General features: G+C 63.4%; 15 protein-coding genes. 9 read left to right on the top strand and 6 right to left on the bottom strand.

Going from position 1 to position 13743, the window contains the following annotated elements; all coding sequences use genetic code 11:
• Positions 1-67: 67 nt before the first annotated feature.
• Together AAC071_RS03725 and AAC071_RS03720 are read right to left on the bottom strand one after the other, a co-directional pair.
• A complete protein-coding gene (locus AAC071_RS03725) occupies positions 68-274 on the bottom strand; it encodes a hypothetical protein (RefSeq protein ID WP_339830149.1) in 207 nt (68 codons plus the stop codon).
• A 167-nt stretch (positions 275-441) separates the two neighbouring features.
• The gene (locus AAC071_RS03720; protein ID WP_339830147.1) at positions 442-1173 is read right to left on the bottom strand and encodes an SDR family NAD(P)-dependent oxidoreductase; all 732 of its coding nucleotides are present in this window, start codon (positions 1171-1173) and stop codon (positions 442-444) included.
• Between the two features lie 285 nt (positions 1174-1458).
• Between AAC071_RS03720 and AAC071_RS03715 the strand changes: the two genes are divergently transcribed.
• Positions 1459-1956: a GNAT family N-acetyltransferase gene (locus tag AAC071_RS03715; RefSeq protein WP_339830145.1), complete on the top strand. Its 498-nt coding sequence runs from the start codon at positions 1459-1461 to the stop codon at positions 1954-1956.
• A 5-nt stretch (positions 1957-1961) separates the two neighbouring features.
• Here AAC071_RS03715 and AAC071_RS03710 read toward each other — a convergent pair whose 3' ends face one another.
• The 3 genes from AAC071_RS03710 to AAC071_RS03700 all read right to left on the bottom strand — a co-directional run bounded on the left by AAC071_RS03710 (position 1962) and on the right by AAC071_RS03700 (position 6034).
• The gene (locus tag AAC071_RS03710; RefSeq protein ID WP_339830143.1) at positions 1962-2510 is read right to left on the bottom strand and encodes a DUF924 family protein; all 549 of its coding nucleotides are present in this window, start codon (positions 2508-2510) and stop codon (positions 1962-1964) included.
• 3 nt (positions 2511-2513) lie between these two features.
• Entirely contained in the window at positions 2514-4370 is a 1857-nt protein-coding gene (locus AAC071_RS03705) for an AMP-binding protein (protein ID WP_339830141.1), read from the bottom strand.
• Positions 4371-4462: 92 nt separating this feature from the next.
• A complete protein-coding gene (locus AAC071_RS03700) occupies positions 4463-6034 on the bottom strand; it encodes a fatty acid--CoA ligase (RefSeq protein ID WP_339830139.1) in 1572 nt (523 codons plus the stop codon).
• Between the two features lie 209 nt (positions 6035-6243).
• Here AAC071_RS03700 and AAC071_RS03695 point away from each other — a divergent pair, with 209 nt between their 5' ends.
• The 7 genes from AAC071_RS03695 (at position 6244) to AAC071_RS03665 (ending at position 12094) form a co-directional block, all read left to right on the top strand.
• Entirely contained in the window at positions 6244-6795 is a 552-nt protein-coding gene (locus tag AAC071_RS03695) for a carboxymuconolactone decarboxylase family protein (RefSeq protein WP_339830137.1), read from the top strand.
• A gap of 2 nt (positions 6796-6797) precedes the next feature.
• Positions 6798-7364 carry a carboxymuconolactone decarboxylase family protein gene (locus AAC071_RS03690; RefSeq protein ID WP_339830135.1) on the top strand — a complete coding sequence of 189 codons (567 nt, stop codon included), beginning with the start codon at positions 6798-6800 and terminating at the stop codon, positions 7362-7364.
• A complete protein-coding gene (locus AAC071_RS03685; protein ID WP_339830132.1) occupies positions 7357-8193 on the top strand; it encodes an SDR family oxidoreductase in 837 nt (278 codons plus the stop codon). Before AAC071_RS03690 ends, AAC071_RS03685 begins: the two co-directional genes overlap by 8 nt.
• Before the next feature lie 11 nt (positions 8194-8204).
• A complete protein-coding gene (locus tag AAC071_RS03680) occupies positions 8205-9185 on the top strand; it encodes an MBL fold metallo-hydrolase (protein WP_339830130.1) in 981 nt (326 codons plus the stop codon).
• A 112-nt stretch (positions 9186-9297) separates the two neighbouring features.
• Positions 9298-10083 carry a glutathione S-transferase family protein gene (locus tag AAC071_RS03675; protein WP_339830128.1) on the top strand — a complete coding sequence of 262 codons (786 nt, stop codon included), beginning with the start codon at positions 9298-9300 and terminating at the stop codon, positions 10081-10083.
• Between the two features lie 9 nt (positions 10084-10092).
• Entirely contained in the window at positions 10093-11025 is a 933-nt protein-coding gene (locus AAC071_RS03670; protein WP_339830126.1) for a glutathione S-transferase family protein, read from the top strand.
• 1 nt (position 11026) lies between these two features.
• A complete protein-coding gene (locus AAC071_RS03665) occupies positions 11027-12094 on the top strand; it encodes a beta-N-acetylglucosaminidase domain-containing protein (RefSeq protein WP_339830124.1) in 1068 nt (355 codons plus the stop codon).
• Between the two features lie 7 nt (positions 12095-12101).
• Here the strand turns inward: AAC071_RS03665 and AAC071_RS03660 are convergent, their stop codons facing one another.
• Positions 12102-12911, bottom strand: a complete 810-nt coding sequence (locus AAC071_RS03660; RefSeq protein ID WP_339830122.1) for a glucose 1-dehydrogenase — start codon at positions 12909-12911, stop codon at positions 12102-12104.
• 178 nt (positions 12912-13089) lie between these two features.
• Between AAC071_RS03660 and AAC071_RS03655 the strand changes: the two genes are divergently transcribed.
• The gene (locus tag AAC071_RS03655) at positions 13090-13716 is read left to right on the top strand and encodes a TetR/AcrR family transcriptional regulator (RefSeq protein WP_339830120.1); all 627 of its coding nucleotides are present in this window, start codon (positions 13090-13092) and stop codon (positions 13714-13716) included.
• Positions 13717-13743: the final 27 nt, after the last annotated feature.

Raw genomic sequence — 13743 nt, 5'->3', positions numbered from 1 at the left:
GCCCCCTGTTGAATTCAAGAGGCCCGTTTTAACCGGCCCGGCGTCCGCGCGCCAAGCGGCAAGTTTGTCAGTGCAGGATATGACCCTCGCGGCTCATCCGGCCCTCGACCATGTCTTCAACGACGCGACGTAGCGTCCGCCACGCATCCGCGCGCATCTTCTCGCCGATTTCCTCGAGTTCCGCGACGGCCGTGTCGGCATAGGCGAGCGCCTTGCGGCCATGTGTATCGACCATATAGGCGGCCAGCATGTTGATTTCGCGGTCGGTGATCATCGGCGCTCTCCGGTTGGGCTTGAAGCGATTGCCAAACGGATTGCAACCCATGGGCCAGCCGAAACCGTCCCGGATTTCCTTGTATTTCAAGGGGTTAGAAAAGGCGCGTCAGCAGCGTCCCGGCAGCCCTTGCCGTGCCGGTTAAGGAATCGGGAGGAATCTGCCGCCTACCACGGCTCGGCATGGGTGCGCAGGTCGATTTCGAAGCTCCAGGCAGCCGGCTTTTGGCCGTGGAGATAGACATAGGCATCGGCAATGCCTTCAAGTTCGATCAGGCGGCCTTCCTGCGCGCGCTGAGCAGCATATTGCGGTGCCAGGTTGTGAAGCTTCTCGCCGTCGATACCACCATCGACCACAACATGGCCAACATGGATGCCCTGCGGGCCGAGCTCCTTGGCCGCACTTTGCGCGAAGTTGCGAAGCCCGCCCTTGGCGGCGGTGAAGGCAGCGAAGCCCTCACGGCCCCGCATGCTGGCCGACGCGCCGGTGAAGAGCAGCGTGCCCTGCCCGCGCGGGCTCATGTGATCGGCCGCCTCGCGGGTGAAGAGAAAGGCGCCGAACAGGCAGACGCGCCAGCATCGCTCGAAATAGTCGGCTTCCATGCCCGAAATCTTGCCGATCATGTTGTTGCCGGCATTGTAGATCGCGAGATCGACCGGGCCCGTTTCTTCCGCCTGCCGGAACAGCGAAACGACATCGGCCTCCTGTGTCACGTCGCAGACGACGGGCGTCGCGTTTCCGCCGCCATCGCGGATCGTGCCGGCCACCGCCTCGAGTTTCTCCCTCGTTCGCCCGGCGACGAAGACATGAAGCCCTTCACCCGCCATGCGCCGCGACAAGACGGCACCGAGCCCCTGAAGCGGCCCGACGCCCGCAATGATTGCCGTCTTGATGGACATGATCTTTACTCCCGCCGGTTCAAAGCTGAAGGATATATAGTCAGTTCTAAATCGGAACCAAGGGGAAAACAATCGGCGGCACGTTGCTTCGTTGCCGGATGCAAGGCGGTGTAGTAGGGATATCAAATGATCGGGAAACGCCACATTCGCTCGGATTACTATACGCCGCTCACATAGGCGCGGCGTTGCTCGTTCATTTTCATTGACCAGTGCCGCCGCCAGCCGGCGGCATTGTTGTTTCACGATCGTCTCCGGCCCCGGTGTGCCACACCCGGAGACAGTCGAATGCCCTCAATTCCTTTTGCTGTTCGCGCGGCGACCGAAGCGGACTTCAAGCAGCTATGCGATCTCTTTGCCGAACTGGACGATCTACACCGCGAGGCTCGTCCCGATCTTTTTGTAAAACCCGAAGGATTGCCGCGCGAGCGCACCTATGTCGCCCGCCTGATCGCCGGGCCCGAGAGCACCATACTCGTCGCCTCCGCCAGGGACTCACGCTGCCTCTACGGGTTTGCAACGCTGATCGTCCGTAGTCTGCCCGCAAACCCCGTCAGGCCGGAACGCCGTCTTGTCGAGATCGACAACTTCAGCGTACGCAAGAGCGCGCGACGGCGTGGCATCGGCCGCGCCCTCATCGAACACGCGGATCGCTGGGCGGCGCGACGTGGCTTCTCCTCGGTCGAACTGGCGGTCCACGAATTCAACACCGGCGCCATCGAATTCTATCAGGCGACCGGTTTCTCCACATCTCTACGGCGCATGATCCGAAGTCCGGCACCGTAAGGACATCAGCCCTTGAAACCGCCCGCGTCGAGGAAACTCTGCTCCTCCGGCGTGGTGCGGCGGCCGAGGATCGCATTGCGATGCGGAAAGCGGCCGAAGCGGCGGATGATGTCGGCATGCTCGACGGCAAATTTCATCGTCTCCGGATCGTCGAGACGCCCGGCGAAATAGGCAAGGCCGCGCTCCTGCGCCGCGAGGTCTTCCGAATGCATGTAGGGCATGTAGAACCACTTGCGCGCGGTCTCGGGCGTCTCGACATCGAAGCGGCGCGCGACGGCCATGTCGGCCAGCGCCAGCGCCTTCGCATCCTGGGCGAAGGCGCGATGATCGTTCCGGTAGAGATTGCGCGAGAACTGGTCGAGCAGCAGGATCAGCGCCAGCGCACCGCGCGGTTCGTCGGCCCAGTTGTCATGCTTGCCGGAAGCCGCCTCGCCATGCAGCGTGCCGAACAGGCGGCGGATTTCGGCGTCGAAGGCATCGCTCTTCGCAAACCATTTTTCCGGGCCGGCGGCGAACCAGAAATCGAGCACATCGCGCGGGCAGATATCGGCCATCATTCACACCACGATCACGTCGCCGGCCGGCGGTTCCTGATAGAGTCGTTCGACAAGATCGGCGCGCCGCGCCGCGGTTGCCGCCTGGTTGACATAGCCCTTGTCGGTGATTTCATGGCCGTCGATCGAGGGCGGCTCGAGCATCAGATGAATGCGCACGATCCGCGTCGAGGATCCGCCGCCCGACTTGTTGTTCTTCTGCAACGCCGCACGCAGATGGGCGGCGACCTTCGGATGCGCAATCGCCTCCTGAGGCGCAGCGTCGTCGGCAAGCCCTGCAATCTTTCTTGCCGCCGCAATGTTGGGCCAGGCCAGCAATGCGATGTAGGGCTTGTCGAGACCGCAGACGACCGCATCCTGGATCAGCGGTGTGCAAGCGGCCACCGCGTCGGCACGCAGCGTTCCGGTCGAGACCCAGGTACCGGAAGAAAGCTTGAAATCCTCGGTGACGCGGCCGTCGAAAACGAGCCCGAGTTCGGGCTTACGCTCGTCGAGGAACCTTGCCGCATCGCCAAGGCTGTAGAAACCTTCCTCGTCGAAAACCTCGGCGGTCTTTTTCGGATCGTTGAGATAGCCGGGCGTGATCGTCGCGCCCTTGACACGCACTTCGAGCTTGGCGCCGTTCGGCACCAGCTTCAGCGTGATGCCGGGTACAGGCAGGCCGATCAGCCCGACGCGTTCGGTCACCCAATGCACCACCGTGACGCCCTGGGTTTCGGTCGCACCATACATGGTGGTCAGCGGAATGCGGTAACCCGTTTCGGCGACGGCCAGCGCCTGCATCCGGTCATAGATGTCGCTCGACAGCGTCGCACCGCCATAGCCCATATATTCGAGATTGCGGAAGAAGCTGGCGCGCAAGCTCGGATCGCGCTCCATCGCATCGGCCAGCATGGCAAAGGCGACCGGCGCCGAACCGAAAACGCGCGGGGAAACCTCGCGCAGATTGGCAATCGTCTGGTCGAACATGCCGGGAATGGGCTTGCCGGCGTCGAGATAGATCGTGCCGCCCGCACTCAGATTGGCATTGAAGCCGATATTGCCCGCCGAGATGTGGTTCCATGGCATCCATTCGAGACTTTGCGGGATTTCGTCGGGATCGGGTTCCTCGCTGCGGAGCGCCTCGCCGGCCGCCAGCTGCGCCATCATCATCCGATGCGTCTGGATGACGCCTTTCGGCATGCCGGTCGAGCCGGAGGTGAAGAGATATTTGGCCACCGTATCGTGGCCGATCTTCGTCATCGACGCGGCAACCGCATTGCTGACCGGCGTCGCGACGAGATCGGCGAAGGATGTCGCGCCCGCAACGCTGCCGGTGCAGGTGACGATCTCGGCGCCTTCGCCAACCGCTGCGATGGCCTTGCCGTAGAGATCGCCGTGATCGGCGAAGATCATCTGCGGCCGCGTCAGCCCGACAACATGGCGCAGCTTCGAGAAATCCGAACTCATCAGCGAATAGGGCACGCTGACCGGCGCCACTGGCACGCCGGCCTTCATCGCGCCCAGCGCCATCACCGCATGGGCGATCGAATTGCCGGAAAGAATCATCAGCGGCGTATCGGCATTCATGCCGCGCGCCAGTAGCGCGCTGGCCACCGCATCGGCCCTTGCATTGGCCTCACCATAGGTGACGAAGACCCATTGTCCGTCCGCGCCGCGCTCGCCGATGAAGCGGCGTTCGGGGTGCATCGCCGCACGCTCCTCAAGAAGATGAACCGTGCTGCGCTTGATCTCGCCCAGCGGATAGTCGGAGGCGACATAGACCGTGCCGTCGACCGCGCGGCGCACCGTGATCTTCGGCGGCTTCTGCTTCAGCGGCTTGAACGGCGCCACGACGCCCGTGTCCTCGGCAAGACTCATGCTCGCTCTCCCTCAAGATGCGGATATGTGTCGGGCCCGCGCCTTCGGCCGTGCACGGTTCCCGGATGGCAATTTCTGCGTCGTCGGCGCGGTCAGTTGACCATGCGCGCCCGGCCTTCCCAGTAAGGCAGCCGCAATTCGCGCCGCAGGATCTTGCCCGACGGATTGCGCGGCAGCGCCTCGATGAAATCGACCGATTTCGGCACCTTGTAGCTGGCGATGCGCGTCTTGGCGAAGGCGATGATCTCTTCCGGCGTGGCCTTCTCTCCCGGCTTCAGCACGACGATCGCCTTGACGGCCTCGCCCCATTTCTCGTCCGGTACGCCGATCACGGCGGCATCGGCAATCGCCGCATGGCCGAACAGCGCATTCTCGACTTCGGCCGGATAGATGTTCTCGCCGCCCGAAACGATCATGTCCTTGACCCGGTCATGAATGAAGAGATAGCCGTCCTTGTCGAAGAACCCGGCATCGCCCGTGTAGAACCAGCCGTCGCGGATCGCATCCTTCGTCGCATCGGCCCGGTTCCAGTAGCCTTTCATGATCGACCCGCCGCGAATGACGATTTCGCCAACGTCGCCGACGGGCACGCTTTCACCCTTGTCGTCGACGACGCGGACATCCATGCCGGGATTGGGAACGCCGCAGGAGCGCAGCTTGCCGCGCGCCGGGTCATGTGCCTCGGGCGGCAGGTTGGTCGCGCCGCCCGCCGTTTCGGTGAGGCCATAGACCTGCACGAAATCGGCTCCCTTGAAGGTTTCCTGCGCCTGACGCAGCACGTCCTCGGCAATCGGCGAAGCGCCATAGATGATCTGGCGCAGCGACGAGACATTGGTCGACTTGATGTTGGGCTGCTGCAGCAGGAACAGGATCACCGCCGGCACCATGAAAGCGATGTTGATCTTCTCGCCTTCGATCAGCTTCAGGATCGCCTGCGGGTCGACATCCTTGAGGATGATGTTCTTGCAGCCGTGAATGTTGCCGATCAGGCCGATATTGACGCCCGCCACATGGAACAGCGGCATGCAGACCAGCGCCACCTCGCCCTGCCCCCAATTGGCCCAGCCGGCCTTCTCGCCCTGATCGAAGATCGAGAGGTAGTTGGCATTGGTCAGCTGCACGCCCTTGGGATGGCCGGTCGTGCCGCTGGTATAGAGCTGGATCACATCGTCTTCCGGATGGGGCGGCAGCATCGGATCGGCGTCGCTCGCGGCCGCACGCCAGTCGTCGAATGCGGGCCAGTCGTTGCGCCCGCCGTCGAGCGCCACCACCTTGCGGACCGTCGGACATTCCGGCAGCACCTTCTCGACCATGTCGTAGAATTCGGCGCCGACGAACAGGATCTCGGTGCGGCTGTCATTGAGGACATAGACGACTTCCGGCGCCGCCAGCCGCCAGTTGACGCCGACGACCACGGCCTTGGCCTTGAAGGCGCCATAGAGCATTTCGAAATAGCGGTCCGAACCCTTGCCCATGAAGCCGATGCGCGCATCGGGCTTGCAGCCGTCGGCAATCAGCGCCTGCGCGACCTGGCTGGCGCGGCGGTCGAGCTCGCCATAGCTGGTCTCGCGCCCCTCGAAGACCTGCGCGATGCTGTCGGGCGCCTCCCTGGCCCAGACGCGGGTGATATCCGCAACCGAATGCACCTGTGCCATGTCCACCATGCCGAAACTCCTCCCATTGATCCCTTGCCGGCGCCCGCTCTGCTCCCGCCGGCTCTTGTTGGCGCGAGTTTACCTGCCCGTCCGAACGGGGCAAGCAGAGCCGGAACACCTTTTCGCGAAAGGCGAATGCTCTTGCCGCTGGACGCAGGGGCAGCGCCGGTTAGACTGACCGCAACAAGAAAAATGTCTTCAGGGAGGAACGACACGACATGGCCCGCATCCCCTATTTCGATCCGGCCAAGGCCGAAGGCCGCGCCAGGGCGGCCTACGAGAAACTGCCCAATCTCAACATTTTCCGGATGCTCGGCCATTCAGGCGACATGCTCGACAGCTTCATCAAGCTCGGCAATTCGATCCTGGTCTATGGCGATCTCGATCCGGTCCTGCGCGAAATCGCCATTGTCCGCACCGGCGTGCTGCGCGGCTCGAAATACGAGGTCTACCAGCACGAGGCGATCTCGCGAAAACTCGGCATGTCGGAGGAACTGATCAAGGGTATCCACGAAGGGCCCGATGCGAAGGTCTTCGACGACATGCAGCGCCTGGTCATGCGCTTCACCGACGATGTGGTGAAAAACACCCGCGCCGCCGACGCGACCTTCAATCCGCTGGCCGAGAAGCTCTCCTACAAGGAGATGCAGGAACTCGTCATCACCATCGGCTTCTACACGCTGGTCTCGAATTTTCTCGAAACCTTCGATGTCGATATCGAGGATCCGGACCACAAGTCGGGCGTCAAGCTGCCGGGCATGCAGGACTGATCATGGCGCGTATTCCCTATCCCGACCCCGATTTGTTGCCGTCGGAAGACCGCGCGCTTCGCGACGCGCTGCCGCCCCTCAACATCTTCCGCATGCTTTCGGGCAGCGGGGCGTCCTTCGCGCCCTTCATGGCGCTGATCAACGCCTATCTCAACAGCGGCCTGCTTGACGCCGAATTGCGCGAACTGGTGATCCTGCGCGTCGGCCATCTTTGCGGTTCGGTCTACGAGCAACACCAGCATCGCCGCGTCTCACGCATGCTGGGCATGTCGGACGCGCGCATCGATGCCGCGTCGGGGGCGCTCCCCGCGTCGGTATTCAGCGAAGCTGAAAATGCCGTGCTGGCCTTCACCGACGATCAGGTGGCGAACGTCAAGGCCGATCCCAGACTGTTCGCAGACGCGCATCGCGCACTCGGCGATGCCGCCATGCAGGAACTGGTCATCATCATCGGCATCTATCTGCTCGTCTGCCGTTACCTCGAAACCTTCGAGATCGAACTCGAGGAAAAGGACATCGAGACAAGCGGCCTCGACGAAATCAGACGGAGCATGAAGGGAAATGGCTGAGAGCGGTTTCGTGCAGGCGCTGCCGCCTGAATCGAAGGGCGAGGCGCCAGGCCGCGGCAGGCTCGGGGGACGGCGCATTCTGGTGGTCGGCGGCGGCCAGCGCGTACTCGACGCAGCGACCGATCCCGTCGGCAATGGCCGTGCCATGTCGATCCTCTTCGCGCGCGAGGGGGCAGATGTCGCCGTGGCGGATATCAACAGGATCTCGGCCGACGAGACGGTAGCAAAAATCGCCGCCGAAGGCGGCAGGGCCAGTGCCATTGAAGCCGATATTTCGAATCCCGGCGACATTGAACGCATGATCGGCGAGGCAGAAAAGGCACTGGGCGGGCTCGACGGCCTCGTACTCAATGTCGGCATCGGCGTCGGCGGCCTCGGCCTTGCAGGCGCAACGCCCGAAGACTGGGACAAGGTCCTGGCGGTGAATCTGCGCGGACCGATGCTCTGCTGCAAGGCGGCGCTGCCGCGGCTGGCCGATGGCTCGCCGATTGTCTTCATCTCCTCGATTGCCGGCCTTGTCGCCGGCTCGCGCCTGCCGGCCTATGACGCATCGAAAGCGGCGCTGGGCGGGTTGATGCGACATGTCGCGCTCGAAGGCGCGCGCCGGGGCATCCGCGCCAATATTGTGGCGCCGGGCCTGGTCGACACGCCGCTCGGCCGGCTGGCGACGCAAGGCCGCCCCTCGCGCGGCCGCACGCCCGTCCCCTTCGGACGTCAGGCCACCGGCTGGGAAATTGCCAATGCGGCCCTCTTTCTGGTTTCGAATGAAAGCATCTACATCACCGCGCAGATACTCGCCGTCGACAGCGGCATGACCGGCATATCCTGAGGAGGAAGATCATGGGACTCGGCCTCGGCAAGTTTCAGTACACCAAGGGCCTGCACGATCTCGGCAATGGCGGCTATGCCTGGCTGCAGCCCGATGGCGGCTGGGGCTGGTCGAACGCCGGCCTGATCGTCGACAGCGGCGAGTCCTTCCTGGTCGACACGCTGTTCGACGTGCCGCTGACCCGCGAGATGCTGGCAGCCATGCGCAAGGCCGAACCCAAGGCGGCGGCGACGATCGGAACCGTCGTCAACACCCATCACAATGGCGACCATTGCAATGGCAACGAATGTTGCAGCGGCGCCGAGATCATCGCCCACAAGCTCGCCGTCGAGGCCATGCGCCATGAACCGCCGGCCCTGCTGGCCGGCTTTCTCGACATGGCGCCGGGTCTCGGCGATCTCGGAAAATATGTAACGCAATGCTTCGGCGCCTTCGACTTCAAGGGCGTGACGCAGACACTGCCCACCACCACCTTCGAAACAGAATTGACCCGGCATGTCGGCGCCAAGGAGATTCGTATCATGCATGTCGGCCCCGCGCACACACCGGGCGACGCGCTGGTCTATGTGCCGGCCGACAAGACGGTCTTCACCGGCGACATCCTGTTCATCGAAGGTCACCCGATCATGTGGGAAGGCCCGGTCGGCAACTGGATCGATGCCTGCGATCGAATCCTGGCGATGGATGTCGAAACGGTCGTGCCGGGCCATGGTCCGATCACCGGCAAGAACGGTGTCAGGGCCGTGCGCGAGTATCTCGTCTATGTGCGCGATGAAGCGAAAAAGCGCCATGATGCCGGCCTCTCGGCACTCGACGCGGCACTGGACATCGACATGTCGGACTATGACAGCTGGGGCGACGGCGAACGCATCGTGGTCAATGTCGCAACGCTCTACAAGGAGTTCGACGGCGACCGCACGCCGAACGATGCGGCAACGCTATTCGGCCAGATGGCCGAAGTGGCCAAGAAGAAAGGCCTCTTGAGGGTTTGACCGGATATGGTGCTCTAACGTTGCGTCACGTCACGCAGCCGTGATCGCACCGACATGGACAGGGATGCCCGCCGCGCCGATGATCGCGACAAACGACATCGGAGGGGACCCCATGCCGACACTCTATGAACATCCACTCTCGCCCTATGCGCAGAAGGTCAAGATTTCCGCCCGCGAAAAGGGCGTCGACCTCGCGCTGAAAACCCCCGACGGCATCGGCGCGGGCACGAGCCGGGGCGAGTTCGCCGCCGCCAATCCGCGCGCCGAGGTGCCGGCGCTGATCGACGGCGATGTACAGATCTTCGATTCGACCATCATCCTCGAATATCTCGAGGACAAATACCCATCGCCGCCCCTGCTGCCCGCGTCGCCGGCCGCCCGCGCCAAAGTTCGGATGATCGAGGAGGTCTGCGACACGCATTACGAGGCGATCAACTGGGGCCTCGGCGAAATCGCCTGGTTCCGCCGCGCCACCGGCGCGAAGGCCGCCGAGATGCAGGCCCGCGCCGCGGAACAAACCGGCCGTATTCAGTCATGGCTGACGCGACAACTGGGATCAGCCGACTGGCTCAACGGCGAAAACTTCGGCTGGGGCGACCTCGCGGTCGTGCCCTATGTCAATGGCTCGGCCGGCTTCGGCAACGCCCCCGGCCAAGGCACAGCCCTGGGCCGCTGGCTCGCCCGCGTCAATGCGAGGCCCAGCGTCGCGCAGACGGCGAAGGAAGCACGCGACAGCATCGCCGGCATGACCCAGATCGCGAATGTGCTGGAACAAGGCCTCTTCAAGCGCGAATATCGCGATCACCGGCTTGAATGGATGATGAAGACCGGCGGCGTCGAGATCGTTCTCGACGGCCTCGCGAAAGACAATATCCGCTTCAGCCACGAATTCGAATAGGAGCGCTCCATGGCCGCCGACGCGCAATCGATCATCCTGCATCAATACGACATCTCGCCCTTTTCGGAGAAGGTGCGCGTGGTGCTCGGCATCAAGGGCCTCGACTGGTTCGCCTGCGACGAGCCCGTCATCATGCCAAAGCCGGAGCTGGTGGCGCTGACCGGCGGCTACCGGAAAATTCCGGTCATGCAGATCGGCGCCGATATCTATTGCGACACGCAGATCATCATCCGCGAACTTGAACGCCGTTTCCCGAAACCGTCGATTTTTGTCGGCGGCGACCGGGGCCTTGGCTGGGGCATGGGCTTGTGGACTGATCGCAGCTTCTTCATGGCCGCGGTCGCGGTCATTTTCGGTAATGCGCCCGACGCGATGGGCGAGGATTTCAAGGCCGACCGCACAAAGCTGATGGGCCGCCCCTTCGACACCGAAGCGATGAAGGCGGGCGCGCCCCTGATGGCCGAACAATTGCGCGCCAATCTCGGCTGGCTCGAGGAGCAGCTGGAGGACGGCCGCAGCTTCCTGATGGGCGAGGCACCGGGCATCGCCGATGCCAACGCCTATTACAATCTGGCCTTCATCCGCTGGATTGTGCCGGCCGCCATGAAGAGTGCCGAAGCCATGCCGCATCTCGCCGCCTGGGAAAACCGCGTGAAGGCCGTCGGCCATGGAAGCCGGCAGGAAATTTCGCGCGACGCCGCGCTCGACATCGCGAAGGCCGCGTCCTCGAGCGAAGCCGTGAAAGCCGATCCCGGCGAGCCCAACGGCTTGAAGCCCGGCGACAAGGTGACGGTCATGGCGGATGATTATGGCCGCGACCCGATTGCAGGGGAGCTCGTTTCCTCCTCAGCCCAGCATATCGCGCTGAAGCGCCGTGACCCGCGGGTCGGCGAAGTTGTCGTTCACTTCCCGCGTGCGGGGTTTCTCGTGATGCGCGGCTGACATGGCACCGGAACTCGGCACGATCGAAGGCTTCTATGGGCGGCCATGGACCGCCGACGAGCGTGCAGCGAATATTTCCTTTCTCGCCGGTCATGGCTACGGCTTCTATCTCTATGCCCCGAAGGCCGACACCTATCTGCGCCGCCGCTGGGCCGAGCCGCACCCGAAGGAGATGGCCGACGACCTCGCGCGCCTCGCCGCGCAATGCCGGACGGCCGGTGTCCGCTTCGGTGTAGGCCTGAGCCCGTATGAGCTCTATCTGAACTTCGACATAGCCGCCCGCGCAGCGCTGGCGGCGAAGCTTTCCTTCCTCAAGGAGATCGGTTGCGTCGACCTTGCGATTCTCTTCGACGACATGCGCGGCGATATCGAGGGGTTGGCGGACAAGCAGATCGAGATCGTCGACTGGATCGCCGAGCGCAGCGATGCCAACCGGATGATCGTCTGTCCCAGCTACTATACCGACGATCCGGTCCTCGACCGCGTCTTCGGCGCCCGGCCGCCCGGCTACCTTGAGACGCTAGGCACACGACTCGATCCGGCCGTCGAAATCATGTGGACGGGCCCCCGCGTCTGCTCGAAGGAACTCCCCGCGGACCATCTGGCGCGCACTGCTGAAACGCTGCGCCGCAAGCCCTTCATCTGGGACAATTATCCGGTGAACGACGGCCAGCGCATGTCGCCTTTCCTGCATCTGCGAGCCTTCACCGGCCGGACATGCGATGGCGGCGGCGAAATGGCGGCGCATGGTGTCAACCCGGCATCACAAGCCTGGCTGAGTCGCATCCCGATGCTGACCCTCGAAGCGCTCTACCGCGATGGCGCGTCATATGGGCCGGACGCCACTTTCCGCGCCGCCGCCGAAGAGGTTGCGGGGCCGGAGCTGGCGCAGATGATCGAAGAAGATCTGCCTGTTTTCCAGGACCGTGGGCGCAACCAGTTGGCAGACGAAGAAATGGCGGCGCTGCGGACCCGCTACGCCGCCATCGATCATCCATGCGCCCGCGAGATCGTGCTCTGGCTCGACGGCCACTGGCGCATCACCGACGAGATCGTCCAGACGCAATAACGCCGCGTCAGCGCGCCGTCATGCCGCCGTCGATGACGAGTTCCGAACCCGTCATATAGCGCGACTCGTCCGAGGCGAGGAACACGATCCCGGCCGCGATGTCGGACGGCAATCCGGCATAACCAAGCGGTGTCGCCACCGCAATCGCGTTCGGATCGATGGCATTGGCGCCTTCGGCGATCGGCAGCACGCTGGAGGCGAGCGCCTCCGTGCCGCCCGGCGTCATCTTCTGCCAGATCGCGGTGTCGATGATGCCGGGATGGACCGAATTGACGCGCACATTCATCTGCGCCTGCGCGCATTCGAGGGCGACCGCCTTGGTGAACAGACGCACTGCGCCCTTGGTCGCGCAATAGCCGGCAAGCCCCGGCGCGCCCTGAAGCCCGGCGACCGACGAAATATTGATGACCGATCCGCCACCCGAAGCCGCGATCAGCGGAACGGCGTGTTTGACGCCGAAAAACACGCCGTCGACATTGATGGCCTGCTGGCGCGACCAATCGGCATGCGACATTTCGAAGATCGAGGCACCGATCGCAATGCCGGCATTGTTGACGAGGATATGCAGGCCGCCGAATTCCGACTTCGCCGCCGCGACGATCTCCGCCCAGCGCGCTTCGCTGGTGACGTCGTGCTTGTGCGCCGACGCCGTGCCGCCGGCCTTGCCGATCAGCATCGCCGTTTCCTTGAGACCGGCCTCATCGACATCGGTGACGACCACTTTCGCCCCTTCTGCCGCCAACGCCAGCGCCGCCCCCCGACCGATCCCGCTTGCCGCGCCGGTCACCAGCGCCACCTTGCCGCTTACCCGTCCCATGTTTCGTCTCCCGGTTCTGCTTGTTTTGGCCGATGCTATTCCGGCATTTGGCTTATTGTTCTAGGGTATCCCCCCTAGCCCCGCAACGCCCCGCCCCATCCTCTGCTTGCAGAAAAATGTACTGCAGTCTATTTTCTGTGGCGCAAACGCCAGCCGAAACAACCAGAGGTACAAACCGTTGAAATCCGCCGAGATCGAGACGGAGACCCCGCCCCGCCGCGCCGGCAAGAAGGAGCGGACGCGGCAGGAGATCTACCGCACGGCCATGCGCCTGTTCGGCGCGCATGGCTATGACGGCGTCACCATCGAGGATATCTGCAACGGCGCCGGCATCGCCAAGGCGACCTTCTTTCTGCATTTCGCCAGCAAGGCAGCCCTGATCCATGCGTTCAACGATGAGATCACGGCAACGCTGTCCGAAAAGCTTGCGACACAGGATGGCACGGCCGAGGAGCAGCTTCACTTTCTGGCAGCTGCCTTCGAAGATGCTTGGCAGGCCAACGCGCCGGTCATGCGCAAGATGCTGAGCGAGTATATGGACCAGCCCGCCACGCATCTCGTAGCATCGGAACTGAATGCAAGCGTTCTCGATCTTGTGGCCGCCATTCTTCGGCGCGGTCAGAAGCGCGGCGAGTTCCGCCCTGGCTTCACGCCCGAGGTCGGCGCTGCGGCGATCGTCGCCACATGGAGCGCATTGACGGCCTGGTGGCACGCACATCCCGAAGCCGACACATCGGCCTTCAACCGTGAATTTCTCGATATTGCGCTGAACGGCCTGAAGGCCAGGACACCGACCGGAAACTAGAATTCGATAACAGGGAAACAATCAGGA

It is taken from the genome of uncultured Parvibaculum sp., from assembly GCF_963975745.1.
GTDB lineage: Bacteria > Pseudomonadota > Alphaproteobacteria > Parvibaculales > Parvibaculaceae > Parvibaculum.
This window is presented reverse-complemented; position numbering and strand designations above follow the sequence as displayed.

Excerpts from the sequence above, each read along its gene's own strand:
- AAC071_RS03725 (WP_339830149.1), bottom strand. The coding sequence starts at position 274 with ATGATCACCGACCGCGAAATCAACATGCTGGCCGCCTATATGGTCGAT.
- AAC071_RS03720 (WP_339830147.1), bottom strand. The coding sequence starts at position 1,173 with ATGTCCATCAAGACGGCAATCATTGCGGGCGTCGGGCCGCTTCAGGGG.
- AAC071_RS03715 (WP_339830145.1), top strand. The coding sequence starts at position 1,459 with ATGCCCTCAATTCCTTTTGCTGTTCGCGCGGCGACCGAAGCGGACTTC.
- AAC071_RS03710 (WP_339830143.1), bottom strand. The coding sequence starts at position 2,510 with ATGGCCGATATCTGCCCGCGCGATGTGCTCGATTTCTGGTTCGCCGCC.
- AAC071_RS03705 (WP_339830141.1), bottom strand. The coding sequence starts at position 4,370 with ATGAGTCTTGCCGAGGACACGGGCGTCGTGGCGCCGTTCAAGCCGCTG.
- AAC071_RS03700 (WP_339830139.1), bottom strand. The coding sequence starts at position 6,034 with ATGGTGGACATGGCACAGGTGCATTCGGTTGCGGATATCACCCGCGTC.
- AAC071_RS03695 (WP_339830137.1), top strand. The coding sequence starts at position 6,244 with ATGGCCCGCATCCCCTATTTCGATCCGGCCAAGGCCGAAGGCCGCGCC.
- AAC071_RS03690 (WP_339830135.1), top strand. The coding sequence starts at position 6,798 with ATGGCGCGTATTCCCTATCCCGACCCCGATTTGTTGCCGTCGGAAGAC.
- AAC071_RS03685 (WP_339830132.1), top strand. The coding sequence starts at position 7,357 with ATGGCTGAGAGCGGTTTCGTGCAGGCGCTGCCGCCTGAATCGAAGGGC.
- AAC071_RS03680 (WP_339830130.1), top strand. The coding sequence starts at position 8,205 with ATGGGACTCGGCCTCGGCAAGTTTCAGTACACCAAGGGCCTGCACGAT.
- AAC071_RS03675 (WP_339830128.1), top strand. The coding sequence starts at position 9,298 with ATGCCGACACTCTATGAACATCCACTCTCGCCCTATGCGCAGAAGGTC.
- AAC071_RS03670 (WP_339830126.1), top strand. The coding sequence starts at position 10,093 with ATGGCCGCCGACGCGCAATCGATCATCCTGCATCAATACGACATCTCG.
- AAC071_RS03665 (WP_339830124.1), top strand. The coding sequence starts at position 11,027 with ATGGCACCGGAACTCGGCACGATCGAAGGCTTCTATGGGCGGCCATGG.
- AAC071_RS03660 (WP_339830122.1), bottom strand. The coding sequence starts at position 12,911 with ATGGGACGGGTAAGCGGCAAGGTGGCGCTGGTGACCGGCGCGGCAAGC.